A 23,819-nucleotide genomic window follows, 5' to 3' on the forward strand; every position below is an offset into this window, starting at 1 on the left:
GTCGGGTCACTCCCCGGCGTGGACCCCGCGCAGGTCGAGTGTCAGTGTGGCACCGGCGGCTGGGTCGAGCACGACCGGGATGCCCCAGTCCTGCTGGAACAGGTGGCAGGCCGCGTGCTCGGGCACCTCGCCGGTGACCGGGTCACCGTCGCAGGCGGCCGCCTGCACCGAGATGTGCAGCGTGCCGGAGCCGATGCCCTCGCGCAGCACGAGCGTGCGGGTCAGGCCCTCGGCCCGGCCCGCGCCGGAGACGAGCAGCGCGTCGGGGGTGGCCGAGACGTCGAGGCGGGTCGGGTCGCCCCAGCGGCGGTCGAGCTTCTGGCCGGGTGGCGGCACGAACGTCACCTCGAGGGCGACCTCGCCGGCCGGCAGCGGCGTGGCCGGTCGCTGGGTGCGGTGGGCGGGCCCGTCGACGCGCTGGGCGTCGCTCGGCAGCGGCACCCGGGTCAGCCGGTGGGCGGCGGACTCGACGACGACCAGGCGCGTCTCACCGGTGTCCGGGTCGGTCTCGACGACGGCGTCGCTCGGCTCCGCGAGCCCCTGGGCAAGGGTGGAGACCTGACCCGACGAAGGGTCGAAACGGCGCAGCGCGCCGTTGTAGGTGTCGCTGACTGCCACCGTGCCGTCGGGCAGCTCGGTCACGCCGAGCGGGTGCTGGAAAAGGGCACCAGCGGCGTCGCCGTCACGGTGACCGAAGTCGAAGAGGCCTGTGCCCACGTGGGTCTCGACGACCAGCGCGCCGTCGGGGCCGGTCGTCACCGAGCGCAGCGCGGAGGTCTCGGAGTCGGCGACCCAGACGCGGTCACCGGAGGCAGAGGTCGTCAGGCCCGAGGGCTGGGCGAACCACGCCTCGGGTCCTGGGCCGTCGACGAGGCCCTCGTTGGAGGTCCCGGCGACCACCTCGACGCGGCCGCCCTCGACGGTGTCACCGGGGGTCCAGGCCCACAGCTGGTGGGTGCCGGCCATCGCGATGAGGAGCCGGTCGCCGAGCCAGGCGAGGTCCCACGGCGTCGACAGCGGCTGCTCGAGGGCCGGACCTCCGCCGGTGCGTTCACGCAGCTGCGAGCCGGTGCCGGCCAGGGCGTGAACCGACCCGTCGGAGAAGCGGATTCCCTTGAGCTGGTGGTTCACCGAGTCGGCCACGAGCAGGTCGACGCCGAGTCGCTCGGACAGCTCCGCCCCCGGGGGCAGCACGCCCTGCGGCTCGTTGAACACGCCGGCACCACCCCAGCGCGCCCGCTCGGTCTCGAGGTCGTCCTCGAGGTGGACGACCTGGTGGTTGGCGGTGTCGCTGACGACGAACGACCCGTCGGGCAGCGCCACCGCCTTGCCCGGGAAGCGCAGCGCGGTGTCGGGCGCCGGCGGCGGGACATAGGGGTCGTCGCCGGGCTGGAGCGTGCCCTTGGCGCGGTGCTCCTCGATCAGCTCGGCGACGAGCGCGGCGAGGCCCGGACCGTGGCCCTCCCCCGACATCGAGGCGACGACATAGCCCTCCGGGTCGAGCACGACGAGCGTCGGCCAGGCGCGGGCGGCATACGCCTTCCACGTCACGAGCTCGGGGTCGTCGAGCACGGGGTGGTGGACGGCATACCGCTCCACGGCGGCCGCGAGGGCGTCGGCGTCGGCCTCGTGCTCGAACTTCGGCGAGTGCACGCCGATGATCGTCAGGGCGTCGGGGAACCGCGCCTCGACCGGGCGCAGCTCGTCGAGGACGTGCAGGCAGTTGACGCAGCAGAAGGTCCAGAAGTCGAGGACGGTCACGCGGCCGCGCAGGTCGGCGAGCGAGAGTGACCGGCCGCCAGTGTTGAGCCAGCCGCGCCCAACGAGCTCGGGGGCGCGGACCCGGACGCGCGCCCGCAGCCCGCTGGTCGTGGACTCGGCGGTCACGAGAGCCTCCGGTCGGGGAGCACGGGGAAGTCGCGACGCCACTGGTGCGTCGCGGCGGTGTCGATGTCGATGCTCAGCACCTCCTCGTCAAGGCCGGCGGTGGCCAGAACCTTCCCCATGGCGTCGACGACCTGCGAGTGGCCGCCCATCTCGTGCCGCGCGTGGGTGCCGGCGGTGTTGCACTGGAGCACGACGCACTGGTTCTCGACGGCGCGGGCCTGGCCCAGCAGCGTCCAGTGGCCGACGCGCCGGCGCGGCCAGGCCGCGGGGATCGCGAAGACCTCGGCGCCCCGGTCGAGCAGGCGCCGGTAGAGCTCGGGAAAGCGCAGGTCGTAGCAGGTCGAGAGCCCGACGGGCACATTGCCGCCCGAGGCGACGGGCACGTCGACGACGACGAGCTGGTCGCCGGCGTCGAGCAGGCTGGGCTCGCCCTCGCCGAATCCGAAGCGGTGGATCTTGCGGTAGGTGGCGACGAGCTCTCCGTCGGGCGAGAAGACGATGCTGGTGTTCCACAGCCCCCGCGCGTCGCCGCCGGCGGCCGGCTCGCCCCGCTCGATGATCGACCCGCCGTGCAGCGTGACCCCGGCGTCGCGGGCCGCCGCGGCCAGCGCCTGCACGACCGGTCCGTCGAGGGCTTCCGCGCGCTCGGCCCACGCCGGGTAGTCGAACCCACCGGCCGACCACAGCTCCGGCAGGACGACGAGGTCGTGGCCCGCCTGGGCGCGCACGAGGTCGGCGACGCGGGCGGTGCGGTCGGCGGCGGACTCCTCGTCGCCGTAGGCCAGCTGGATGAGCGCAACCTTCATGGGGCAACTCTCACACGCCCGGCGGCTCCGGCGTCAGTCGGTCTCAGCCTGCCCTAGTCGGCCCGCTGGGCGTGCCGCTTGCGCCGTCGTGCAGCCAGCTCCTCGCGCAGATCGGGGTCGCTGCGGACCAGGTAGACGAGGCCGCAGTCGTGGGGCCCAGTGGCTCCCGGCACGCAGAGCGTGCACGGCTCGCCGAGCCGGATCGGGCACTTGGGGCTGGCTCGTCGCTGCGGCATATGTCCTCCTCACCTCGAACACTACGCTTCGTAGTAGAGGATTCGGCGAGAAGGTCAGTCCGGCACGCGCGAGGCGCACGCATACGGCCGCGTCACCGCACCTACGCCGGGGCGCTCAGCGCGACGGTCCGGCATCCCGCTTCGCGAGGGCGGCGAGATGCTCGTTGTACGCGTTGAGCTCGGCGTCGCCGTCACGGTCGGCCCGCCGGTCGCGACGGACCGACTCGGCCTGGTCGCGGCCGAACCACTGAACGGCGACGGTGAGCGCCAGCACGAGGCTGGGCACCTCGCCGATGGCCCAGGCGACGCCGCCGCCGTAGCGCTGGTCGGCCAGCAGCCCGTGGACCCACGGAATCGAGATCGCCCGGAAGAAGTCGCCCGCGAGCAGAGTCTCCCCGGTGACCATCGCGATGCCGAAGAACGCATGGAAGGAGATCGTCGCGAAGAGCACCACGAGGCGCAGCGGTGGGCTCCACTTCTTCGGGCCCGGGTCGATGCCCACGAGACTCCACACGAAGAGGTAGCCGGTGAGCACGAAGTGCGCGGTCATCAGCAGGTGCCCGGTATGCGTCTCCAGGGCCAGCTGGAACAGGCCCGTCCAGTAGAAGGCCACCAGGCTGGTGAAGAAGAGCGTGGCCGCGACGACGGGGTTGCCGAGGACGGCGAGGAACCGCGAGTGGACCGCCGCCAGCAGCAGCTCCCGTGGCCCGAACGTGCCGTCCCGGCGGCTCTTGATCGCACGCAGCGCCAAGGTGACCGGCGCGCCAAGGACGAGGAAGATGGGCAGCACCATGGCCTCGAGCATGTGCAGCGTCATGTGCCACGAGAAGGCGACCCGGCCGTAGATGCCGAGAACGCCGTTGGTGGCGTAGACGAACAGCAGCCAGCCGACGATCCAGCTGAGCGTGCGCAGCACGGGCCAGCGGTCGCCGCGACGGTGCAGCCGCACGACGCCCACGAGGTAGAGGCCGATGGCGAGCACGCCCGTGGCGAGGAAGAGCCACTCGACGCGCCACGCCGTCAGCCATGCGAGTGCGGTTGGCGCCGGGGGCGCCGGGAACCCGGTGAGGGACAGCGCCGGGGTCGGGTCGGGCTCCATCTCGGGCACGGGGGGCTGGCTGCGCGCGAGCGCTGTGGCCACGCCGAAGGCGATGCCCATGACCACCGTCTCGGCCACCGCGAGGCGCAGGAAGAGGCGGCTGCTGGACGAACCGGCGGCGTCGACGGCGTCGATGCGATCCAGCGTGAACCTGCGGTGCCAGGCCCCGGCGACGCCCAGCACCACCAGTGCGCTGACCTTGATGAGGATGAGCACCCCGTAGGGGGTGGTGAGGTCGGACCACGAGCCGAGGCGGGTGGACGCAGACATGACGCCTGAGACGGCCAGCGCGACGAAGCACCACAGCGCGACCGTGGAGAAGCGCCGGGCGGTGATGCCCAGCGCCACACCGAGCCGGCGGTGCAGCACCACGAGAGCGGTCAGCCCCCCGACCCAGACGGCCGCGGCGAGCAGGTGCACCGCGATGGCGTTGACCGCGGTCTCGTGGTCCGCGGAGCCACCGGCGTGACCGGCCAGCCCGAGCACGAGCAGCCCGAACGCGGAGAGGGCCGCGAGCCCGAAGGTGACCAGGCGCCCGCGCGCGACGGCTGCGACCGAGGCCACCACGGCCGCTGTCACCGTGCTGATCAGCCCCACCCGCAGCGGCTCGATCGACCACACCGACCCGGTCAGCTGCGCCCCGAACCCAGGGGCGCTGACCGGCATGCCGGCCGCGTCGGCGAAGGTGAAGACGACGCCGACGGCCCCGGCGACCGCCCACACGAACGCGGCCACCGTCGCGAGGCGCAGGGCGGCGGCGCGGCGCGGCTCGTCGAGGGACGCCGTCTCGGCACGCGTACGGCCGGGGATCATGGTGGCGGCGAGCAGCAGCGAGCCGATGGTGAGGGAGGCGGCGACGTCGTGCACAGCGCGGACCAGCGGCAGGGCCCAGCGCACCACCGGGCCTGCGTCGGTGAAGCCGGCAGGCAGCGGGTTCGCCGCCCCGGTGAAGCGCGCAGCGACGACACTGGCGAGCAGGGCCGTGACGACGACGGCCGCGACCGGAAGCAGCGCCCGTGACGAGGTCGCGCCCCGTCCGGCAGGCTCCCCTCGCGGACCGACGAAGCCGTCTCGCTGCAGGGTTGGCATGTCTCAAGGGTAAGTAGTGTGAAGACATGCCCATGCACCCGGCCGCCCCCGACGACCGCAACGGACTGATCGACGCCTTCGACAACACCGTGCGGGCGATCATCGACCTCGGCTACTCCTGCCGCGACGAGGACTTCGACCTGCAGACCGAGTGCCCGGGGTGGACGGTCAAGGACCAGATCGCTCACGTCGTCGGTGCCGAGAAGTCCTTCTCCGGGCTGCCGCGGCCGCAGCTCAAGGTGCCTGACTACCCCCACCTGCGCAGCGACTTCGCCCGGTTCGTCGAGGTCGACGTCGAGGCGCGGCGCGGCGTCACCGGCCGGGACGTGGTGGCCGAGCTCGCGGAGTTCCACCCCCGCCGGATGGCCGAGCTGCGCGCGTCCGAGGCGGACGTCGACACGGTCATCGGCGGCTTCTTCGGCCCCGACACGACCTTCGGCGAGCACCTGCACCGACGCATCGTCGACGCCTGGGTGCACGAGCAGGACATCCGGGCGGCGCTCGACCGCCCCGGCAACCTCGACTCCGCCAGTGCGGCCGTCTTCACCGCCGACATCCTCGCGGCCCTGCCGCGCATCGCCTCCCGCGTCGCCGACATCGGCCCGGGCCACGCGGTCGTCCTCGACGTGACCGGCCCCGTCGTCGCTCGCGGAGGAGTGCGCATCTGCGTCGGTGAGGACGGGCGCCCCTACGGCGAGGAGCTCTTCAGCGGACAGGACCGCCCCGAGGGCGACGAGCAGCTCGACGTCACGAGCATCCAGCTGACGACCGACGCCTTGACCCGCAGGGCCGCGGGGCGCCGCCCCACCAGCGAGATCCACTACGCCGTGACGGGCGACGACGGCATCGCGCGCACGCTGCTCGATGCTCTCGTCGTCGTGACGCACTGACGGAGCGCGCGGCCAGACCCGCGCGCGTAACACCAGAGCCGGGGTACTTGCGTTCGCCCCGCTGCCTTGTGTATTGGACGCAGAGCGCCTAGCGTCATGAGGAGTCGGTCAAGCCAGCGCCGCTTCGGCAAGATCCGAGTCATCGGAGAAGACATGACCGACCCATCCACGGGTCCGCGCAAGGATGCGCGCACCAGAGAACTCATCGAGCAGGTGCGCACATCGGAGTCCAGCTCCGCCCGCGCCGCCGCTCTCGAGACCGTGACGCTGCTGCACATGCCGCTCGCACGCGCGCTCGCCCACCGCTACTCGGGAAAGGGCCTGGACCGGGACGACCTCGAGCAGGTCGCCTTCCTGGCCCTGCTCAAGGCCATCTCGCGCTTCGACCTCTCCCAGCCGACGGAGTTCGGCGCCTACGCGACACCCACCATCACCGGCGAGCTGCGCCGCCACTTCCGTGACCACGGCTGGCTGGTGCGCCCGCCGCGCGACCTGCAGGAGCGGCGCCAGCTCGTCACCGACGCCCGCTCGGACCTCGAGCAGCGACTGGGCCACGACCCGGACGCCGGCGAGCTCGCCGAGGAGCTGAACCTCAGCCTGGCCTCGGTCAAGGAGGCGCAGGTCGCGGCGAGCAACCTGCGCCCGGCCTCGCTCGACGCCACGACCAGCGACGGCGGGCGGCCCGTGCTCGACATGCTCGACGCCCACGGCGACCCGGGTTCCGACCCGGGGCTCGACGACGGCATCGTCGTGCGCACCGCCCTCGACCGGCTCTCACCCCGCGACCGCAGGCTCGTCGAGCTGCGCTTCACCGGCGACATGACGCAGGCCGAGATCGCCGAGGAGATGGGACTGAGCGCCATGCAGGTGAGCCGCCTGCTGCGGCGCACCCTCGACGCGCTGCGGGGACAGCTCTCCGCCGACGGGGTCACCCACAGCTGATTCTGGTCGCGTGCGGGGGCCGTGGACGGCGGCTGACTAGCCGGCGTCCGCGGCGCCGCCCGCGCTGATGCTCGACGGGGCTTCGCCGGACGGCGCGAACTGGGACTCCTGCCCCTCGACGATCTGCGATGCGAGCTTGGCCAGCTTCATGTTGAGCTCCTGCGACGTGGTGCGCAACAGCTCGAACGCCTCCTCGCCCGAGATGTGGTGGGCCGCCATGAGCAGGCCCACCGCCTTGCCGATCTCGCGGTTGCTCTGCAGACCCTGACGCAGCGTCGCCGCCTCCTCACGAGCCCGGATGGCCATCAGGGCGACCGACGCGAACGAGGCGATCACCGCGCCGGAGTCGGCGGAGCGCCCGGTCAGCGCGCCCGGGGTGTCGGAGTAGAGGTTGAGGGCGCCGACCTTGTCGCCGTCGAGCAGCAGCCGGTAGCCGATCGCCGAACGCACCGGCGTCTCGGCGACGATGCGCTCGGTGAAGCGCGGCCAGGGGCTCGTGGCGTCGGTCAGGTCGGCGTCGTGCTGGTAGGCCTCGGAGACGATCGCGTCGACGCAGGGGCCCTCGCCGATCTCGATCTCGATCTGGTCGATGCGACGGGCGATGGCATCGGTGCTCGCCGCGGTGACGAACCGGTCACGGGTGCGCAGGAGCAGGGACGCGCGGTCACAGCCCTCGACGAGGTGCGCGGCACAGTCGACGAGCGAGCGGTGGATCGACCCCGAGTCGGCACCGGCATAGATCAGCGCCGACATGCGATGGAACGCATCGTTGATCGTCGGGTCGACGGGGACGTCGCTCGTCATGGCACTCCTGCAACTCGGGTCCTGCGCCGCGCTCTGTCGGGCGGATCAGGCTCACGGCAATCCTTGCACCTCCCCGATGGTGCGAGCACGCAGAACCATACGAGAAGCCGGGCCGTGCGACACCTTCGACAAACGTTGTACATCGAAGTTGACAAGAACCACTCACCAGCCAAATACTTGCATGCTGCAAGCAAATAGATGGACGGGAGGGTGGCCGTGGGGGTCAGCAAGGACGACGCGAACGAGGTGTTCCTCGGGCTGCTGCGCGTCCAGAAGCTGCTGGTCGCCGCCAAGCACACCGCCCCCCGCCTCGAGGACGGCGTCGACGTCACGGCATACCCCGTGCTCTTCGTCGTCGCCGGCGCGGGAACCGTGCGCATCTCCGAGCTCGCCGCGACGCTGCACAACGACGTCTCGACGGTGAGCCGCCAGGTCAGCGCCCTCGTCACGAGCGGTCTGCTCGAGAAGAGCGCCGACCCCAACGACGGACGCGCCTGGGTCGTGTCGCTGACCGACACCGGCCACGAGGCGCTCGTGCGCATCCAGGACGGTCGCGCCGCCTGGTTCCAGGGCCTGCTGCGCCACTGGGACGGCCCGGCCACCGCGGACTTCGTCACCCGCCTGCGCGAGCTCGGCGACGCGCTCGACGCCCACCTCAGGGACAGGGGTGCAGCGTCGCCCCCCATGCCCTTTCACGCCACCAAGGACCTGAAGCAGAAAGAGGACTGACATGTCCGACACCACCGCCGAACCGTCGCCAGCCGACGCCCGGGCGGGCGCGCCGGCGCTCTCCCACCGGGAGATCATCACCATCCTCATCGGTCTGATGCTGGGGATGTTCCTCGCCGCGCTCGACCAGACGATCGTCGCGAGCGCCATGCGCGTCATCGCCGACGACCTCAACGACCTCGCCGGACAGGCCTGGGTCACGACGGCATACCTCATCACGAGCACGATCGCGACGCCGCTCTACGGCAAGCTCGGCGACATCTACGGGCGCAAGAAGCTCTTCATCTTCGCCATCTCGATCTTCACGATCGGCTCCATGCTGTGCACGCTCGCCTGGTCGATCCCCTCGCTCGCGGCCTTCCGCGCCGTCCAGGGCATCGGTGCCGGCGGTCTCTTCTCGCTCGCCCTCGCGATCATCGGCGACATCGTCCCGCCGCGGGAGCGCGCGAAGTACCAGGGCTACTTCCTCGCGGTCTTCGGCACCTCGAGCGTCCTCGGCCCGGTCATCGGCGGCTTCTTCGCCGGACAGAGCACGCTGCTCGGCGTCACCGGCTGGCGCTGGGTCTTCCTCGTCAACGTGCCGATCGCGATCGCTGCCCTCATCGTCGTGTCCCGCACGCTGCACCTGCGCCACACCCGCCGCGACCACCGCGTCGACTACTGGGGCGCGCTCAGCCTGTCGGTGGCCCTCGTGCCGCTGCTCATCGTGGCCGAGCAGGGGCGCGACTGGGGCTGGAGCTCCGGCCAGTCGATCCTCTGCTACGTCATCGGCGTCGTCGGCCTCGTGTCCTTCTTCGTCGTCGAGCGCGCCATGGGCGAGGAGGCACTCATCCCACTGCGCCTCTTCACCAACCGGACCATCGCGGCCGCCTCGGTCAGCTCGGTCTTCATCGGCATGGGCATGTTCGGTGGCCTCGCGGCGATCCCGCTCTACCTGCAGATCGTCAAGGGCTCGACGCCCACCGAGGCCGGCCTGCAGCTGCTGCCGATGACCCTCGGCATCATGGCCGGCTCGGTGTTCTCGGGCCAGATGATCAGCCGCACCGGCCGCTACCGGCACTTCCCGATCATCGGCGCGGCCATCCTCGTGCTCTCGCTCTTCGGCTTCCACTACGTCGGGGCCGACACCCCGCTGTGGAAGACGATGATCGGGATGTTCTTCTTCGGCATCGGCCTGGGCTTCAACTTCCAGCCGCTGACCCTCGCCGTGCAGAACGCCGTCGACCGTCGCGACATCGGCGTGGCCACGTCGTCGGCGACCTTCACCCGTCAGATCGGCGGCACCCTGGGCACCGCGGTCTTCCTCTCCATCCTGTTCTCGCAGGCCGGCACGAAGATCGGCGACGCCATGCGGAGCATCGCCCCGACGGCGCAGTTCCAGGCGGCGCTGCGCAACCCGACGGGCGGCGACCCGGCCACCAACAAGGCCTTCATCCAGTCGATGCAGGCGGCCCAGCACTCGGGCGGCGCCGGTGGCGGCATGGGCGGCTCGGCCCTGTCGGACAGCTCGTTCATCAACCAGCTCGACCCGCGCCTGGCGCGGCCGTTCCTCGTCGGGTTCTCCGACGCCATGTCGACCGTGTTCGTCGTCGCGGCGGGCGTGCTCGTGCTGGCCTTCATCGCCTCGCTGTTCCTCCCGCACGTCGACCTCGGCCCCAAGCCGGGTGCGGCGAACGCCCCCGAGGACGAGGCCGTGGCGGTCCCCGCCGGGCACTGACCCCTCGCTCCACCCGTCGAGAGGCCACGACTGGCCCCTTGGCATCAGTCGAAAGGCCACTTCCCGCCCTTGGGAAGTGGCCTTTCGACGCTTCACCCCGAGGGCGTATGCCGGGTGGCCCGGTCTGCGCCGTGCCCACCGTGAAGCGGCGGGTGGTGTGCGTCATGGTCCTGCGTCTGGTGGGGTGACCACCACACCAGACGCAGGACCATGTGCTGACTCATCACGGTCATCGGGCGTGCCGGGCGCGAGCCGGCCACACGTGGCCTCTCGACCGGCCGAGGTGGGCCAGACGTGGCCTCTCGACGGTTGAAGAGGGGCCAAGCGTGGCCTCTCGACGGTTGAAGAAGGGCCAGACGTGGCCTCTCGACGCGACGGGACCCGCGAACTCTGGCCTCTCGACGGGTGTCAGCGGAGGGTGTGCAGCTCGCGCCGGGTGAGGAAGGCGCGGGTGCCGAGCGCCATGACGAAGGCGAACGCACCGGCGATGATCGCGACCCAGTAGCCGTGCTGGGCACCGACATGGTCGACGACCACGCCGGAGACGGCGGAGCCGGCCGCGACCCCGACGATGATCCCGGTCAGCACGATCGTCATGCCCTCGTTGAGCTGCGCCTTGGGCGTGATGCGCTCGATCAGGTTCATCGTCGTGATGAGGGTCGGCGCCGTCGCCATGCCGGCGACGAGCATGAGGCCGGCCAGGGCCCACGGGTTGGGCGCGAGCAGCACCGGCATCTCGAGCACCGCCATGCCGAAGGTCCCGGCGACGAGCAGCTTGACGAGGCTGCGCCCGTGCGAGACGTGCCCGAAGACGAGGCCTGCGGTGGCGGACCCGACGGCATACAGCGCGAGGATGCCGCCGGCGGCGCTGGCGGCGCCGAACTCCTTCGAGACGGCGAGCGTGACGACCTCGTTCACCCCGAAGATCGCCCCGGTCATGACCATGATGAACGCGAGCGGGACGAGGCCCGGCACGGTGTAGGCGTGCTCGGTGGGCCGCTCGTGGTGCGGCACGACGGGCGGTTCCGTGGAGCGGGCGGAGACGAAGACGAGCACGCCGACGGCATACGCGATCGCTGCGAAGAGGAAGCCGGCCTCGGGGAAGAGGGCGGTCGACAGCCAGATCGCGAGGACCGGCCCGATGACGAAGGTGAGCTCCTCCATCACCTGCTCGAACGACATGGCGGCGTGCAGGTTCTTCGGGTCGCTCGCGAAGATGTGCGACCAGCGCGCGCGGGCCATGGTGCCGAGGTTCGGGATCGCGCCGCACAGCGGAAAGGTGATGAAGAGCAGCCACGAGGGCCAGCCGCGCCACGACACCAGCAGCGTCATCACGACCCAGAAGCCGGACCAGAGGAAGAACGGGATCGCGATGCGGCGCTGGCCGTAGCGGTCGACCAGCCGGCCGAGGAACGGTGCACAGAGCGCGAGCGAGACCATGCCGACCGCCACGACGGCACCGGCGAGCGCGTACGAGCCGGTGCGTGCGGAGACCATGGCCACAACCGAGACGGCGAACATCGAGCCCGCGGTGCGCGCGACCATTCCCCCGGCGATGAAGCGGCGCGCCCCCGGTACCTCGAACAGAGGTCGGTAGGACGCAAGCACGGGTGCTCCTTGTCGGTCGGGGACGGGCAACCTCCCCATACTCGCACTACGCCCCCCACCCGGACGAAATGCCGGGTTCGGGACTCGCGGGGTGTCAGGCGCCGTGTTTGCGGCGGAGCGACCACATCTGTGGCGAGCGTTCGAGCTCCACGGCGACGTCCCACGGCATGCCGCCGGGGGCGGTCTCCCGGCGGAAGCTGGTGACCGTCCGCCGGGCCAGCGCGGGGTCCTTCGCGACGCGGGCGGCGAGCTCTGTCGCCCGGTCGAGCACGTCCCCGTCGTCGTATGCCGCCCACGCCAGTCCCAGGGCCACCGCGCGCTCCCCGTCGACCTCCTCGCCGAAGAGGCCGAGCGCGGCCGCGGCCTCGCGGCCGGCGACACGGTCGATGAGGGTGAAGTGGCCACCGCCGGGGTGGATGCCGATCTGGGCGAAGCCGGGCAGCAGGCGGGCGGTGCGCGAGACGATGCGCAGGTCGGTGGCGAGGGCCAGGTTGAGCCCGGCCCCGACGGCGGCGCCGCGGACGGCCGCCACGGTCGGCACCGCGATCGACCCGACGGTGGTGAACGCCGCGTAGACGGTCTCGAGGTTGCGGTAGGCCTCGTCCTCGACGGGGTCGCGGCCGGTGTCGGCGAGCACGCTGCGCACCGCCCCGGCGCAGAAGTGGGCACCGCCGGTGACGACGACCGCCCCGACCGACTCGTCGGCCTCGGCGGTGCGGGCGGCGTCGATCAGCTCGCGGGACATCTCGACCGACAGGGCGTTGCGGCGCTCGGGCGCGTCGAGGGTGATGACGGCCACCCCGTCGCGGGTCTCGTAGCGGACCTCGGTCATGGGCGGATCTCCTTCGCCGGTTTGGCCCGGCCGGTGGTGATGAGGGTCCACAGCCGGTCGTGGCCGGCCGAGGAGGCCAGCGCGGTCAGGGTCTCGTCCCAGTCCTGCAGCGAGCCGTACTCGCTGCGCCTGGCGAGGATCGGCCGGGTCAGGGTGTGCAGCTCGTGCTCGAGCGTGGTGCCGATGGCGCCGAGCGCCTGGTGCGAGCCGCGGACCACGACCGAGGCCGCGTGCCCGACGCACGACTTGGCGACACCGACGGCGAAGAGCATGCCGGGGTCGCGCCAGTCGGAGGCCGCCGCCCGGGCGACGGCGGCGTCGGTGGCCGTGCGGGCCAGCGCCGTCTCGGCGGCGAGGTCGGCCACGAGGTGCTGCACCGCCTGGAAGCGGCCGATCGGGCGGCCGAACTGCTGGCGCTCGCGCACGTGGGTCAGGACGACCTCGACGACCCGCTCCATGGCGCCGGTGACCTGGGCGCAACGGGCGAGGGCCCCGCGCAGGTGGAACTGCTCGCCGATCTCGTGCGCGACGACGGTGCCCGCCTCGAGGTCGTCGAGGTCGAACTCGACCGTGTCGCTGGGCTCCCCGGCGAGGTTGCGGCGCTCCTCGACGGCCACCCGGTCGACGGGCACGTCGGCGACCCGCCACTCGTCGCGGTCCTCCCACAGGGCCACGATGCGGCTCGAGTCCCGGGCCCACGTGACGTTGAGGGCGACCCCGGACGGGTCGGGACGGCATACGGTGCGGATGCCGCCCTCGTTGGGCAGGCCGGCCGCCTCGAGCAGCCACCCACCGAGGACGTCGTGCTCGGCGAGCGGCACCGGTGCCGCGGCTGCGGCGGCGAGACCGAGCAGCGCGGCGGCGTCGACCCAGCCGCCCCCGCTGCCACCGGCGGCCTCGGTGCCGGTGAGTCGGGTCAGGCCGAGCTCCTCGAGCCGCTGCCAGAGGTCACGGTCGAGGTCGACGACGGCGGTCGGCGTGGCCCGGGTCGCGCGGTAGTCGCTGAAGAGCTCCTCGAGCACCGCGACGAGGTCGGGGTCGGGGGTCGTGGCGGCGGCCAGCTCGGACAGGTCGTGGTGCTCGGCCATCAGCGCATCCCCAGCCCTCGCGCGATGACCCCGCGCAGGATCTCGTTGGTGCCGCCGCGCAGGGTGAAGCCCGGCCGCTGGAGGATCGCGGCGTGCAGCAGCGTGTCGAGCTCGTCGTCGAGGGCCCAGCCGGAGGCGGTCAGCGTGTCGACGTAGTCGGCGATGTCGCCCTCCTCGGTCGTGCCGAGGACCTTGACCACGGCGGCCGCCGTGTCGGCGTCGGCGTGCGCCTCGAGCGCGGTGGAGACCGCGAAGGACATGTGGTGCAGTGCCGCGACGCGGGCGACGTGCCGGCCGAGGCCGGGGTCGGAGGGCAGGCGGCCGTCGTCCATGGCCTGCGCGGCCGCAGCGAGCAGCTGGAACGTCGAGAGCACCCGCTCGGGGCCGCTGCGCTCGTAGGCGAGCTCGGAGGTGACCTGCCTCCACCCCTGGCCGACCTCGCCGAGCACCCGGTCGTCGGGGATGAGCACGCCGTCGAGGTGCACCTCGTTGAAGTGGTGGTCGCCGCCCATCGAGATGATCGGGCGGATCGTGACGCCGGGCGCGTGCAGGTCGACGATGAACTGGCTGAGGCCGGCGTGACGGTGGTCGGGGTCGAGCGGTGCCGAGCGGGCGAGCGCGAAGAACGCGTCGGCCTCGTGGGCGCCGGAGGTCCACACCTTCGTGCCCGTGAGCCGCCAGCCGCCCTCGACACGCTCGGCGCGGGTGCGCACGCTTGCCAGGTCGGAACCCGAGTCGGGCTCGCTCATGCCGATGCCGAAGACGATGTCGCCGCGGCTGATCCCCGGCAGGAACGCCTGCTTCTGCTCCTCGGTGCCGTAGCGCAGCAGCGACGGGCCGATCTGGCGCTCGGCGATCCAGTGCGCGGCCACCGGGGCACCGACGACGAGCAGCTCCTCGGTGATCACGAAGCGCTCGAGATAGGTGCGTCCCTGCCCGCCGTACTCGGTGGGGATGACCATGCCGAGCCAGCCGCGGCGGCCGAGCTCGCGGGTGAAGTCGCGGTCCCATCGGGTCAGCCATGTGTCGACGTGCGGGACGAACGCCCCCGCGGCGACCTGCTCGGCGAGGAAGGCGCGCACTTCGAGGCGCAGCTCGGTGAGCGCGGGCAGCTCCCTGGCTCCCGGGGGAACGAGTCTGGCCGACATGCCCACCTCCCTCGTGCGACGTCGCAGCGGTTCGTGCGCCACTCTCCCACACGCCGTTCCGACGGGTGTGAGGGCGTATGCCGTCCCGCGGGCTCCCAGAGCTCGGCTCGAGGTCGGGTCAGAGGCCGGTGACCACGAGGTAGGCGCAGAGGCCGACGATGACCGCGGTGATGAGGGCCGCGACGGCCGTGGTCGCCGAGTGGTTGGCCAGGCCGCCCATGAGACGGCGGTCGCGCGTGAAGAGCAGCAGCGGCACGAGGGTGCCCGGCAGCGCGAACGAGAGCACCACCTGGCTCCAGACGAGGGCGTCCGTCGGCTGGACGCCCAGCCACAGCACGAGCAGGGTCGGCAGGACGGCCAGGAGCCGGCGCAGCAGCGGGGCGATCGGTCGGCGCACGAAGCCCTGCAAGACGATGTCACCGGTCTGGACGCCGACGAGCGTCGAGGCCAGGCCGGAGGCGAGGAGCGCGACGGCCAGGACCGTGGCGGCGAGCTGGCCAGCGTGGGCCGACAGGGCGGCATACGCACTCTCGATGCTCGCCCCCGAGCCTGCCGGCAGGGCGGCGGAGAGGACGACGAGGCTGACGTTGGCGGCGCCGGCGACGGCCATCGCGATCACGACGCTGCGCACGGTGCGTCGGCCGGCCCGCAGGCGCTGCCCCAGGCGCTCCTCACTCGTGGCGGGACCGCCGAGGGCTGCGTCGGGGCCTCGGGAGGCGGCGGAGTGGAAGTGCAGGGCGTGCGGCATCACCGTCGCCCCGACGATGCCGACGGCCAGCAGGGCGGCCGAGGAGTCGAGCGGTCCGGGGACGAGCGAACGCAGCAGCGCGGCGCTGTCGACGTCGGCGATGGCGACCTGCCAGGCCAGCGCCGCGAGGATGACCGCGAGCAGCACGAGGACGACCGACTCGAACTGGCTGCGGCCGCGGATCCGCAGCGCGAGCACCACGAGGCTGAAGCCGGTCACGCAGACCGCCCCCGCCATCACGGGCATCCCGAAGAGCAGCCGCAGGGCGATGGCGCCGCCGACGATCTCGGCGAGGTCGGTCATGACGACGACGAGCTCGGCCTGCAGCCACAGCAGCACCCGCCCGATGCCCGGGAAGCGCTCGGAGCTGTGCTCGGCGAGGCTCTTGCCGGTGACCATGCCGAGCTTGGCCGCGAGGTACTGGATGACCATCGCCGAGCAGCTCGCGAACACCACGACCCAGACGAGCGCATAGCCGTGCTCGGAGCCGGCGGTGATGTTGACGCCGAAGTTGCCGGGGTCGACATAGGCGATCGCGGCCAGCAGGGCCGGGACGAGCGTGCGGGGCAGGCCGGGCGCGCCGAGGCCGCGCGCCCGCGACCGGTCCACGCGCGGCTGCTGCGCCACTCGCTCACCCATGGAGGACAGCATTCAGCCTCCGGGTGACAGGCGCCACATGCCGTCCGGCTCGACGCGGCGGCCCGCCGTCAGCGGGCGGCGCCGAGCCCGAGGAGCGCGGCGATCCCGAGGGCGCTGCGGGGGTCGTAGGCGCATGTCCACAGCCCCCCGTGCGCGGCGGCATACGCCTCGTCCTGCCACGGCGCGGGCTGGGTCGGCGAGCCGGTGCGCAGGTCGTGGACGAGCAGTGCCGCCATGAGCGTGTTGGCGGTGCCCGGCTCGAAGACCTCGACGCCGAAGCGGTGCGCGCCGGCATAGGCAGCCGCGAGCGCGCGGTTCTTCAGGACCGACCGCGTACGCGTGGGCGGCGCCACCTTGAAGGAGACGAGGCCGCCGTCGGCGCGGTATGCCGTCGCGCGCCACCGCTGGAGCCGCTTGGCGAGCAGGTAGTTGGGGCCCTGCTGCAGCACGACGCTGTCGTTGATGCCCGGGTCCTGGCCCGGGACGTAGTTGCGGCGCAGCAGCCGGCCGCCGCTGACCGTCCGCAGCGGGACGCGGAGCAGCTTGGAGGTGCGCCGGTGGGCGTAGCTGTCGACCGACCGCTCGACGGCCGCACCCGGGACCGCGAAGACGTCGGTCGGGGTGGCGAGGAAGGCCAGGGCGACGTCCTCCCGGCCCTTGGCCTCCACGACCTGCTGCGTCAGGGCGTCGACGGCGGTGGAGACCCGGACGTTGGTCTCGCCGTCGGCATAGACGTAGTTGCCGAGCACCAGCGGCCCCTCGAGGGCCGCGACCCAGCGGGTGACGGCGCCGAGCTCGTGGACGAGGTCACCGCCGGCGCGGGCCGCGAGTGGCTCGTCGCCGGCGCGGACCGGGACGGTCACCGAGCCGGCGAGACGGCGGGTGTCCTCGAGCAGCCGGCCCCACAGGTCGGGGCGGGGCAGGTCGACCGCCGCGACGTCGGCGCCCCAGCGCAGCAGCGAGCGCAGCGGCCCCATCTCGGCGGCGGCGCCGAGCACGACCACGGTGCGGTCGGACAGGTCGAGCCAGTCGGGGTTGTCGACGACGCGGCCGACGGCCTCGGCGCACGACGGCTCGACGGTGCCCGCCTCCACCCAGAGGTCGAGGCGGCGACGGAGCGCGTCCCCGGAGAGGCGCTGGCCGGCATACGGCACCGTGAGGGCCCGCTCCCGTTCGCCCTGGCCACGGATCGTCTCCGAGCGGAGGGGACCAGACGACCCGTGCGCGTCCGCGAAGGCCGCCTCGAGCGACTGGTCACCGGCGGCGTCGACCCAGCGCATCCGGTCGTGGAGCGAGCTGAGGCCGCGACGCGCGATGTCGCAGGCGGCGTCGGGCGAGGTGAGCCCGGCCTCGACGAGGCGGCGGAAGTGCGGCAGGTAGCCCTGGCGCCAGTTCGTCTCGCGCTCGGCGGAGGCGGCACCCACGGGGTCGACGGCGTGCAGGGCGTCGGCGACGACGGCGCGGCCGGTTGCCGTCGTGCTACGGCGTCCGGACGCCGGGTCGAGGGGGAAGACCACTCCGCTGGGGTCGCTCATGCGCTCATCCTGCCCGAGGGCCGGGCGGGCGGGCGGATCACCGTCTCGTGAGGTCCGGCGCGTCCGGTCACGTGCTTTGTGCCACTCGTTCCGGGTCGTGCCCGCCGAGGACGGCGGAGTGGAGGACGATGGGGACATGAGCACGAGGACGGCCGCACTCGCGGCGGAGCTGGGGCCGGAGCTGGCGTCGGACCGCACCAACGAGGTGGAGCGCATCGCCGGGCTGCGGCGCGAGTTCGACGAGGTCGTCGAGGCGTCGGAGGCCAACATCGGCGACGACGAGCACGACCCCGAGGGCTCGACCATCGCCTACGAGCGCACCCAGATCGCGGCCCTGATCACCCAGGCCGAGCGGCACCTGGCCGAGATCGACGCGGCGTTGGCGCGGATCGACGACGGCACCTACGGACGGTGCGAGGTGTGCGGCGAGGACATCGCGGACGAGCGGTTGCGGGCCCGGCCGGCCGCGCGCACGTGCATCACGCACGCGGGAGCTGCCCTGCAGCGCTGAGGTTCCCGCGGCTGGGCTTCGGCGGCTGACCGTCAGTGCACGCCGGCGGCGACGCGGTCGAAGGCGAGGTCGATGTTGTGCTCGAGCTCGCCCTCCCCGCCGTTCTGCTGGTGCTCGATGCAGGCGCGCACCGCGGCGATCGCGAGCGCCACCGTGAGGCGCGGCTCGAGCGAGGCGCCGGGGGCGAGACCGAGCCGCCGCTCGAGCGCCGCCGTCAGGGCGTTCTCGATGCGGATGTTGTTGCCGACCAGCGCCGGGGCCAGTGACGGCTCCCCGAGGAGGACCCGGCGGCGCTTGGCGCGCAGCGCCGGGTCCACGGAGGCGGGGGCGAGCATCCCGGAGATGATGCGGTGGAGTGACCTGATCGGCGGCTCACCGGGCACGTCCTCCTCGACCGCGGCGGCATACGACTCGAGCTCCTCGCTCGTGCTGCCGATGACGGCGGCCTCCTTCGAGGGGAAGTAGTTGAAGAAGGTGCGGGCGCTGACGCCCGCGCGGGCCGCGATCTCCTCGGTGGTGACGGCGGCGAAGCCCCTCTCCTCGACGAGGTCAAGGGCGGCGAGGTTGAGCGCGCGGCGGGTCTCGCGCTTCTTGCGCTCACGCAGGCCGCACGCCTCGTCCGGCAGCAGGTCCGTGCTCATGCCTCCATGGTGCCACACCTAGGTGCAGTGGCTGCAATTTTGCAGTGACTGCACGAACCGCGTATTCTCAGGTCCATGCCATCGAATTCGCAGCCTGCAGCCGTGACCGCGGGGCCGGCGTCCCAGCCCGCAAAGGCGGGGCTCGACTCATCGACCCGCAACATCTTCATCGCGCTCATGCTCGGCATGCTCGTCGCCTCGATCAGCCAGACGATCGTGGGCCCGGCCATGCCGCGCATCGTCGCCGAGCTCGGGGGCATCGACCACTACTCCTGGCTCGCCACCGCCGCGATGCTCGTCAGCGCGATCACCGTGCCGATCGTCGGCAAGATGAGCGACCTCTACGGCCGGCGCGGCTTCTACCTCGGCGGCCTCGTCGTCTTCATGGCGGGCTCCGTCCTGTCGGGCTTCGCCCAGAACTTCTGGTGGCTGATCGGCGCCCGCGCCATCCAGGGCGCCGGCATGGGCACCCTGATGCCGCTGTCGCAGACGATCATCGGCGACATCATCCCGCCCCGCCAGCGCGGCAAGTACCAGGGCCTCATGGGCGGCGTCTTCGGGCTCTCCTCGATCCTCGGCCCGCTGGTCGGCGGCTTCGTCACCGACAACTGGGGCTGGCGCTACCTCTTCTTCATCACCCTGCCGGTCGGCGTCTTCGCCTTCTTCGGCATCAGCCGCTTCCTGCACCTCGAGCACAAGCCGCGCGAGACCGTCGTCGACAAGGCCGGCATCGGCGTGCTGTCACTGACGCTCATCCTGCTGCTCGTGCCCACCTCGCTCGGCGGCACAACCCTCGACTGGGGCTCCCCCGCCATCATCGGGATGTATGCCGCTGGCATCGTCGCGCTCGTCGCCTTCATCGCCATCGAGCGCAAGGCCGTCGAGCCCGTGCTGCCGCTGCGCCTGTTCAAGAGCTCGCTCTTCACGCTCAGCAACATCGCGGCGTTCATGGTCTCGGTCATGATGTTCGGCGCGATGATCTACCTGCCCGTCTACGCGCAGGGTGTGCTCGGTGCCTCGGCCACCAACTCGGGGCTGATCCTCATGCCGATGTCGGTCGCCATGATCGGGCTGTCGATCGTCGCCGGCCTCGTCATCACCAAGACCGGCCGCTACAAGCTGCAGACCATCGCGGGCATCCTCATCATGGGCGTCGGCTTCTGGCTGCTGACCCAGCTGCACTACGGCTCGAGCCAGACCGACCTGACGCTGTCGATGATCGTCTTCGGTGTCGGGCTCGGCATGGCACTGCAGGTCTTCACCCTGATCATCCAGAACTCCGCCCAGCGCAAGGACCTCGGCGTCGCCACCGCGTCGACGCAGTTCTTCCGCAACGTCGGCTCCACGGTCGGCACCGCCGTCTTCGGCACGATCATGACGAGCGGCCTGGCTGCGAACATCGCCTCGCACCTGCCCGCGTCGGTGGTCAAGCAGATGCAGTCCTCGGGCCAGCAGATCAGCGCCGGGTCGGTCCTCGACCCCTCGGCTCTGGCCAAGCTGCCGCCGCAGATCGCCGACGGTGTCAAGCAGGGCCTCGCCGACTCGCTGCACACGGTGTTCGTCTGGGGCCTGGCGCCCTTTGCCCTCGCGCTGCTCGCCGCGCTCTTCATCAAGGAGGTGCCGCTGCGCGACACCGTCCACACGGCCGACGAGGCCGGCGTCGAGCTGCTCGACACGCTGTCGCAGTCGGCCGACGAGGAGCTCAAGGTGCCGCTCGGCCGCGAGGCCGGCAACACGCGTACGCACGAGCGCCTGCTCGGCCTGCGCCTGGGTCTGCTCGCCGACTCCGCACTGCGCGGCGACCGACCGCTGCTGACCCGCGCCGTCACCAGGATCGGCGACGGCGATCTCGACGCCGGTGCGGCGCTGCTCCACCGGACCGCCCGCATGCTGACCACCGAGGACCCGGCCCTCGCGGCCGAGACGGAGCGCTTCGCGGTGGAGGTCGCGGCGCGCGCCAGGGCCGACGGCGGAGTGCTCGACGAGGCGCTCAAGCGCGAGCTGGCCACGGCCGTGGCCGAGCGCGACTCCCGCACCGTGCTCACCACGGTCGAGCCGACGGTCGCCGAGCGGCACGAGGCGGTCGACATCCGGCTGCTCTCGTCGGTCGGTGACGACCTCGGCGCCGCCTACCTCGTGGACCGGCAGAACGCCCGGCTCGCCGAGCAGGCCGCCGCCCAGGCCGCCCCGCGCTGACACCGTCGAAAGGCCACGTCTGGCCCTCCTGACACCGTCGAAAGGCCACGTCTGGCCCTACTGACACCGTCGAAAGGCCACGTCTGGCCCACAGGACAGAGTTGAGAGGCCAGTTCTCCCTCAGGAGGACTGGCCTCTCGACGTGTGACGGTGGGCCACTCGTGGCCTCTCGACGGTTGGGGGTGGGGTCGGGAGGGCGCAGAGGAGCGGGGCTTGCGAGACGCGCGTGGCCGCATACGGTGACGACATGACCAAGGTTGCCCTCGTCACCGGCGCGTCGTCCGGGATCGGCGAGTCCATCGCGTTGCACCTCGTCGAGTCGGGGTGGACGGTGTATGCCGTCGCCCGCCGCGTCGAGCGGATGGCCTCGCTCGAGCCGCGTGGCGTCATCCCGTTCGCCATGGACGTCACCGATGACGCGTCGATGGTGGCCGGCATCGACCGCATCATCACCGAGCAGGGACAGATCGACGCCCTGGTCAACAACGCCGGCTACGGCTCCTACGGCCCCGTCGAGCACGTGCCGATCGACGAGGCGCGCCGGCAGTTCGAGGTCAACGTCTTCGGACTGGCCCGGCTGACGCAGCTCGTCATCCCCCACATGCGCACCCGCCGCCGGGGCCGCATCGTCAACATCTCGAGCATCGGCGGCAAGATCTACGAGCCGCTGGGCGCCTGGTACCACGCCACGAAGTTCGCGGTCGAGGGGTTCAGCGACAGCCTGCGGATCGAGGTGGCCCCGTTCGGCATCGACGTCGTGCTCGTCGAGCCGGGTCCGATCATCTCGGAGTGGAACACCATCGCCCGCGACAGCATGGTGGAGCGGTCGGTCGGCACGGTCTACGAGGGCCTCGCCCGCCGGATGGCCGTCATGTTCGAGCGGGTGGACACCCCGCGGATGAGCTCGGGCCCGGAGGCCGTGGCCGAGAAGGTGCTCAAGGCACTCGAGAGCACGAACCCGGCGGCCCGCTATCCGGCCGGGCGGGGCGCCCGGGCCATCGTGACGGCGCGACGCCTGCTGCCCGACCGGGCGATGGACGCCGTCGTGAAGCGCGCCTACTCGGCCTGAGCGCGACGCCACAGACCCTGCACCGTCGAGAGGCCAGTTTCTGCGGGTCCGGCGCAGTCGTAAGGCCAGTCCCCGTGACGAGGGCTGGCCTTTCGACTGACGCGAGGCCGCAAACTTTGGCCTCTCGACGCTTGAAGCGGGAGGGCGGGTCAGCCCCAGACGAGGGCCTGGGCCGGGTCCTCCATGATCGCGGCGAGGTCGCTGAGGAACCGCGACCCGAGCTCGCCGTCGATGAGCCGGTGGTCGAAGCTGACCGCGAGCTGCGTGACGTGGCGGATCGCGATCTCGTCGTTGCCGTCGGCGTCGGTGACCACCCACGGCTGCTTGCGGATCGCGCCGAAGCACACGATCGCCGACTCACCCGGGTTGATGATCGGGGTGCCGCTGTCGACGCCGAAGACGCCGACGTTGGTGATCGTCATCGTGCCGCCCGACATCTCGGCCGGCTGGGTGCGACCCTCGCGGGCCGTCGCCGTCAGCTGCCCGATGGCCTGTGCCAGCTCTAGCATCGACAGGGCGTGCGCGTCCTTGATGTTCGGGACGATCAGGCCGCGCGGGGTCGCTGCGGCGATGCCGAGGTTGACGTAGTTCTTCTGGACGATCTCCTGGTTGGCCTCGTCCCACGTCGCGTTCATGCCCGGGTTTCGCTTGACCGCGAGGACGAGCGCCTTGGCCAGCACGAGCAGCGGCGTCACCTTGACGTCGCGGAACTCGCGGCTGCCCTTGAGGCGCTCGACGAGCTCCATCGTCTTCGTGACGTCGACGGTGACCCACTCGGTGACGTGCGGCGCGGTGAACGCCGAGCCGACCATCGCCTGCGCGGTCATCTTGCGAACGCCCTTGATCGGCGTCCGCTCCTCGCGCTCGCCGGCACCGAACGGCATACGGTATGCCGTCTCGGCGGGTGCCGCGGCCGGGCTGGCCTGCGCTGCAGCGCCGTTCACTGCTGCACCGCTCGCGTGGTTGGTGACGTCCTCGCGGGTGATGATGCCGTCGGGTCCACTCGCGGTGACGGTCGCGAGGTCGATGCCGAGGTCCTTGGCGAGCTTGCGCACCGGCGGCTTGGCCTTGGGTCGGCCACCCGTCGTCGGGGCCACGCCGTGCGCCGCCGGAGCGGGCGACTCGACCCGGGCCGCCGGAGCGGCGGGCTCGGCCACGGGTGCTGCAGCGGCGATCTGCTCGGTCTCGGTCGGGGTCTTCACCCCGGCAGCGGCCGGGACCGCAGCCTTGCGCGGGCGGCGGGCCGTGGCACCGGCCTTGGCGCCGTAGCCGACGAGGATCGCCTCCGAGGCGGCGCCGGACTCGGCGGGCGCAGCCGTCTCGCCGGGGATGGACGGCGTGACGGCGGGGGTCTCCTCGCCGAGTCCGTCGTCGATCGAGATGATCGGCGTGCCGACGTCGATGGTCTCGCCGACCTGGACGAGCAGCTCCTTGACGGTGCCCGCCCACGGGATGGGCAGCTCGACGAGCGACTTGGCCGTCTCGATCTCGAGGACCATGTCGTTGACCTTGACGGTGTCGCCGGGGGCGACCTTCCACTCGACGATCTCGGCCTCGACGAGGCCCTCGCCGGGGTCGGGCAGGTTGAACGTCTTGATTGCCATG

The 23,819-nt window shown here is 72.1% G+C and carries 20 protein-coding genes; 7 read left to right on the forward strand and 13 right to left on the reverse strand.

Translation table 11 applies throughout. The features are described 5' to 3' along the window. Positions 1-6: 6 nt before the first annotated feature. The 4 genes from AB0316_RS19435 to AB0316_RS19450 all read right to left on the reverse strand — a co-directional run bounded on the left by AB0316_RS19435 (position 7) and on the right by AB0316_RS19450 (position 5,117). Positions 7-1,887, reverse strand: a complete 1,881-nt coding sequence (locus tag AB0316_RS19435; RefSeq protein WP_366274793.1) for an NHL domain-containing thioredoxin family protein — start codon at positions 1,885-1,887, stop codon at positions 7-9. Further along, positions 1,884-2,693 (reverse strand): carbon-nitrogen family hydrolase, encoded by an 810-nt coding sequence (locus AB0316_RS19440; RefSeq protein ID WP_366274794.1) that lies wholly within the window; start codon positions 2,691-2,693, stop codon positions 1,884-1,886. The genes AB0316_RS19435 and AB0316_RS19440 overlap by 4 nt, the downstream gene beginning before the upstream one ends. A gap of 53 nt (positions 2,694-2,746) precedes the next feature. Continuing rightward, positions 2,747-2,929 (reverse strand): DUF6767 domain-containing protein, encoded by a 183-nt coding sequence (locus AB0316_RS19445; protein ID WP_366274795.1) that lies wholly within the window; start codon positions 2,927-2,929, stop codon positions 2,747-2,749. A 115-nt stretch (positions 2,930-3,044) separates the two neighbouring features. Continuing rightward, complete coding sequence (locus tag AB0316_RS19450) at positions 3,045-5,117, reverse strand: cytochrome c oxidase assembly protein (RefSeq protein ID WP_366274797.1); 2,073 nt, start codon at positions 5,115-5,117, stop codon at positions 3,045-3,047. Positions 5,118-5,143: 26 nt separating this feature from the next. Here AB0316_RS19450 and AB0316_RS19455 point away from each other — a divergent pair, with 26 nt between their 5' ends. Further along, complete coding sequence (locus AB0316_RS19455; RefSeq protein WP_366274798.1) at positions 5,144-6,007, forward strand: maleylpyruvate isomerase family mycothiol-dependent enzyme; 864 nt, start codon at positions 5,144-5,146, stop codon at positions 6,005-6,007. Positions 6,008-6,160: 153 nt separating this feature from the next. Then, positions 6,161-6,949 (forward strand): sigma-70 family RNA polymerase sigma factor, encoded by a 789-nt coding sequence (locus tag AB0316_RS19460; protein WP_366274800.1) that lies wholly within the window; start codon positions 6,161-6,163, stop codon positions 6,947-6,949. Between the two features lie 36 nt (positions 6,950-6,985). Here AB0316_RS19460 and AB0316_RS19465 read toward each other — a convergent pair whose 3' ends face one another. After that, the gene (locus AB0316_RS19465; protein WP_366274802.1) at positions 6,986-7,753 is read right to left on the reverse strand and encodes a GAF and ANTAR domain-containing protein; all 768 of its coding nucleotides are present in this window, start codon (positions 7,751-7,753) and stop codon (positions 6,986-6,988) included. Between the two features lie 216 nt (positions 7,754-7,969). Between AB0316_RS19465 and AB0316_RS19470 the strand changes: the two genes are divergently transcribed. Continuing rightward, a complete protein-coding gene (locus tag AB0316_RS19470) occupies positions 7,970-8,482 on the forward strand; it encodes a MarR family winged helix-turn-helix transcriptional regulator (RefSeq protein ID WP_366274804.1) in 513 nt (170 codons plus the stop codon). A gap of 1 nt (position 8,483) precedes the next feature. Then, on the forward strand, positions 8,484-10,199 hold the full coding sequence (locus AB0316_RS19475) for an MDR family MFS transporter (RefSeq protein WP_366274805.1): 1,716 nt from the start codon (positions 8,484-8,486) through the stop codon (positions 10,197-10,199). Positions 10,200-10,607: 408 nt separating this feature from the next. On the opposite strand, the gene AB0316_RS19480 is transcribed toward AB0316_RS19475, so the two are convergent. The 6 genes from AB0316_RS19480 to AB0316_RS19505 form a co-directional block, all read right to left on the reverse strand. Then, on the reverse strand, positions 10,608-11,807 hold the full coding sequence (locus AB0316_RS19480) for an MFS transporter (RefSeq protein ID WP_366274807.1): 1,200 nt from the start codon (positions 11,805-11,807) through the stop codon (positions 10,608-10,610). A 94-nt stretch (positions 11,808-11,901) separates the two neighbouring features. Then, the gene (locus tag AB0316_RS19485; protein ID WP_366274808.1) at positions 11,902-12,639 is read right to left on the reverse strand and encodes an enoyl-CoA hydratase-related protein; all 738 of its coding nucleotides are present in this window, start codon (positions 12,637-12,639) and stop codon (positions 11,902-11,904) included. Beyond that, entirely contained in the window at positions 12,636-13,727 is a 1,092-nt protein-coding gene (locus tag AB0316_RS19490; protein WP_366274809.1) for an acyl-CoA dehydrogenase family protein, read from the reverse strand. Before AB0316_RS19490 ends, AB0316_RS19485 begins: the two co-directional genes overlap by 4 nt. After that, positions 13,727-14,875 (reverse strand): acyl-CoA dehydrogenase family protein, encoded by a 1,149-nt coding sequence (locus AB0316_RS19495; protein ID WP_366274810.1) that lies wholly within the window; start codon positions 14,873-14,875, stop codon positions 13,727-13,729. Before AB0316_RS19495 ends, AB0316_RS19490 begins: the two co-directional genes overlap by 1 nt. Before the next feature lie 118 nt (positions 14,876-14,993). Then, positions 14,994-16,262: an Nramp family divalent metal transporter gene (locus AB0316_RS19500; RefSeq protein WP_366274812.1), complete on the reverse strand. Its 1,269-nt coding sequence runs from the start codon at positions 16,260-16,262 to the stop codon at positions 14,994-14,996. Between the two features lie 68 nt (positions 16,263-16,330). Next, positions 16,331-17,797 (reverse strand): hypothetical protein, encoded by a 1,467-nt coding sequence (locus AB0316_RS19505; RefSeq protein WP_366274813.1) that lies wholly within the window; start codon positions 17,795-17,797, stop codon positions 16,331-16,333. Between the two features lie 136 nt (positions 17,798-17,933). Between AB0316_RS19505 and AB0316_RS19510 the strand changes: the two genes are divergently transcribed. Beyond that, positions 17,934-18,308, forward strand: a complete 375-nt coding sequence (locus AB0316_RS19510; RefSeq protein ID WP_366274814.1) for a TraR/DksA C4-type zinc finger protein — start codon at positions 17,934-17,936, stop codon at positions 18,306-18,308. 32 nt (positions 18,309-18,340) lie between these two features. Here AB0316_RS19510 and AB0316_RS19515 read toward each other — a convergent pair whose 3' ends face one another. Further along, positions 18,341-18,949, reverse strand: a complete 609-nt coding sequence (locus AB0316_RS19515; protein WP_366274815.1) for a TetR family transcriptional regulator — start codon at positions 18,947-18,949, stop codon at positions 18,341-18,343. Between the two features lie 102 nt (positions 18,950-19,051). On the opposite strand from AB0316_RS19515, the gene AB0316_RS19520 reads away from it, so the two are divergent. Further along, positions 19,052-21,145: an MDR family MFS transporter gene (locus tag AB0316_RS19520; RefSeq protein ID WP_366274816.1), complete on the forward strand. Its 2,094-nt coding sequence runs from the start codon at positions 19,052-19,054 to the stop codon at positions 21,143-21,145. A 247-nt stretch (positions 21,146-21,392) separates the two neighbouring features. After that, positions 21,393-22,214, forward strand: a complete 822-nt coding sequence (locus AB0316_RS19525) for an oxidoreductase (RefSeq protein WP_366274817.1) — start codon at positions 21,393-21,395, stop codon at positions 22,212-22,214. Between the two features lie 149 nt (positions 22,215-22,363). Here the strand turns inward: AB0316_RS19525 and AB0316_RS19530 are convergent, their stop codons facing one another. After that, the gene (locus tag AB0316_RS19530) at positions 22,364-23,818 is read right to left on the reverse strand and encodes a dihydrolipoamide acetyltransferase family protein (protein ID WP_366274818.1); all 1,455 of its coding nucleotides are present in this window, start codon (positions 23,816-23,818) and stop codon (positions 22,364-22,366) included. Between the last annotated feature and the right edge of the window lies 1 nt (position 23,819).

The organism is Terrabacter sp. NPDC080008 (assembly GCF_040702505.1).
Lineage (GTDB): Bacteria > Actinomycetota > Actinomycetes > Actinomycetales > Dermatophilaceae > Terrabacter.

Bases quoted from the DNA above. Each gene is read 5' to 3' on its own strand.
- AB0316_RS19450 (WP_366274797.1), bottom strand. From the start codon at position 5,117: ATGCCAACCCTGCAGCGAGACGGCTTCGTCGGTCCGCGAGGGGAGCCT.
- AB0316_RS19515 (WP_366274815.1), bottom strand. From the start codon at position 18,949: ATGAGCACGGACCTGCTGCCGGACGAGGCGTGCGGCCTGCGTGAGCGC.
- AB0316_RS19510 (WP_366274814.1), top strand. From the start codon at position 17,934: ATGAGCACGAGGACGGCCGCACTCGCGGCGGAGCTGGGGCCGGAGCTG.
- AB0316_RS19495 (WP_366274810.1), bottom strand. From the start codon at position 14,875: ATGTCGGCCAGACTCGTTCCCCCGGGAGCCAGGGAGCTGCCCGCGCTC.
- AB0316_RS19440 (WP_366274794.1), bottom strand. From the start codon at position 2,693: ATGAAGGTTGCGCTCATCCAGCTGGCCTACGGCGACGAGGAGTCCGCC.
- AB0316_RS19485 (WP_366274808.1), bottom strand. From the start codon at position 12,639: ATGACCGAGGTCCGCTACGAGACCCGCGACGGGGTGGCCGTCATCACC.
- AB0316_RS19500 (WP_366274812.1), bottom strand. From the start codon at position 16,262: ATGGGTGAGCGAGTGGCGCAGCAGCCGCGCGTGGACCGGTCGCGGGCG.
- AB0316_RS19475 (WP_366274805.1), top strand. From the start codon at position 8,484: ATGTCCGACACCACCGCCGAACCGTCGCCAGCCGACGCCCGGGCGGGC.
- AB0316_RS19445 (WP_366274795.1), bottom strand. From the start codon at position 2,929: ATGCCGCAGCGACGAGCCAGCCCCAAGTGCCCGATCCGGCTCGGCGAG.
- AB0316_RS19505 (WP_366274813.1), bottom strand. From the start codon at position 17,797: ATGAGCGACCCCAGCGGAGTGGTCTTCCCCCTCGACCCGGCGTCCGGA.
- AB0316_RS19525 (WP_366274817.1), top strand. From the start codon at position 21,393: ATGACCAAGGTTGCCCTCGTCACCGGCGCGTCGTCCGGGATCGGCGAG.
- AB0316_RS19460 (WP_366274800.1), top strand. From the start codon at position 6,161: ATGACCGACCCATCCACGGGTCCGCGCAAGGATGCGCGCACCAGAGAA.
- AB0316_RS19465 (WP_366274802.1), bottom strand. From the start codon at position 7,753: ATGACGAGCGACGTCCCCGTCGACCCGACGATCAACGATGCGTTCCAT.
- AB0316_RS19455 (WP_366274798.1), top strand. From the start codon at position 5,144: ATGCCCATGCACCCGGCCGCCCCCGACGACCGCAACGGACTGATCGAC.
- AB0316_RS19490 (WP_366274809.1), bottom strand. From the start codon at position 13,727: ATGGCCGAGCACCACGACCTGTCCGAGCTGGCCGCCGCCACGACCCCC.
- AB0316_RS19530 (WP_366274818.1), bottom strand. From the start codon at position 23,818: ATGGCAATCAAGACGTTCAACCTGCCCGACCCCGGCGAGGGCCTCGTC.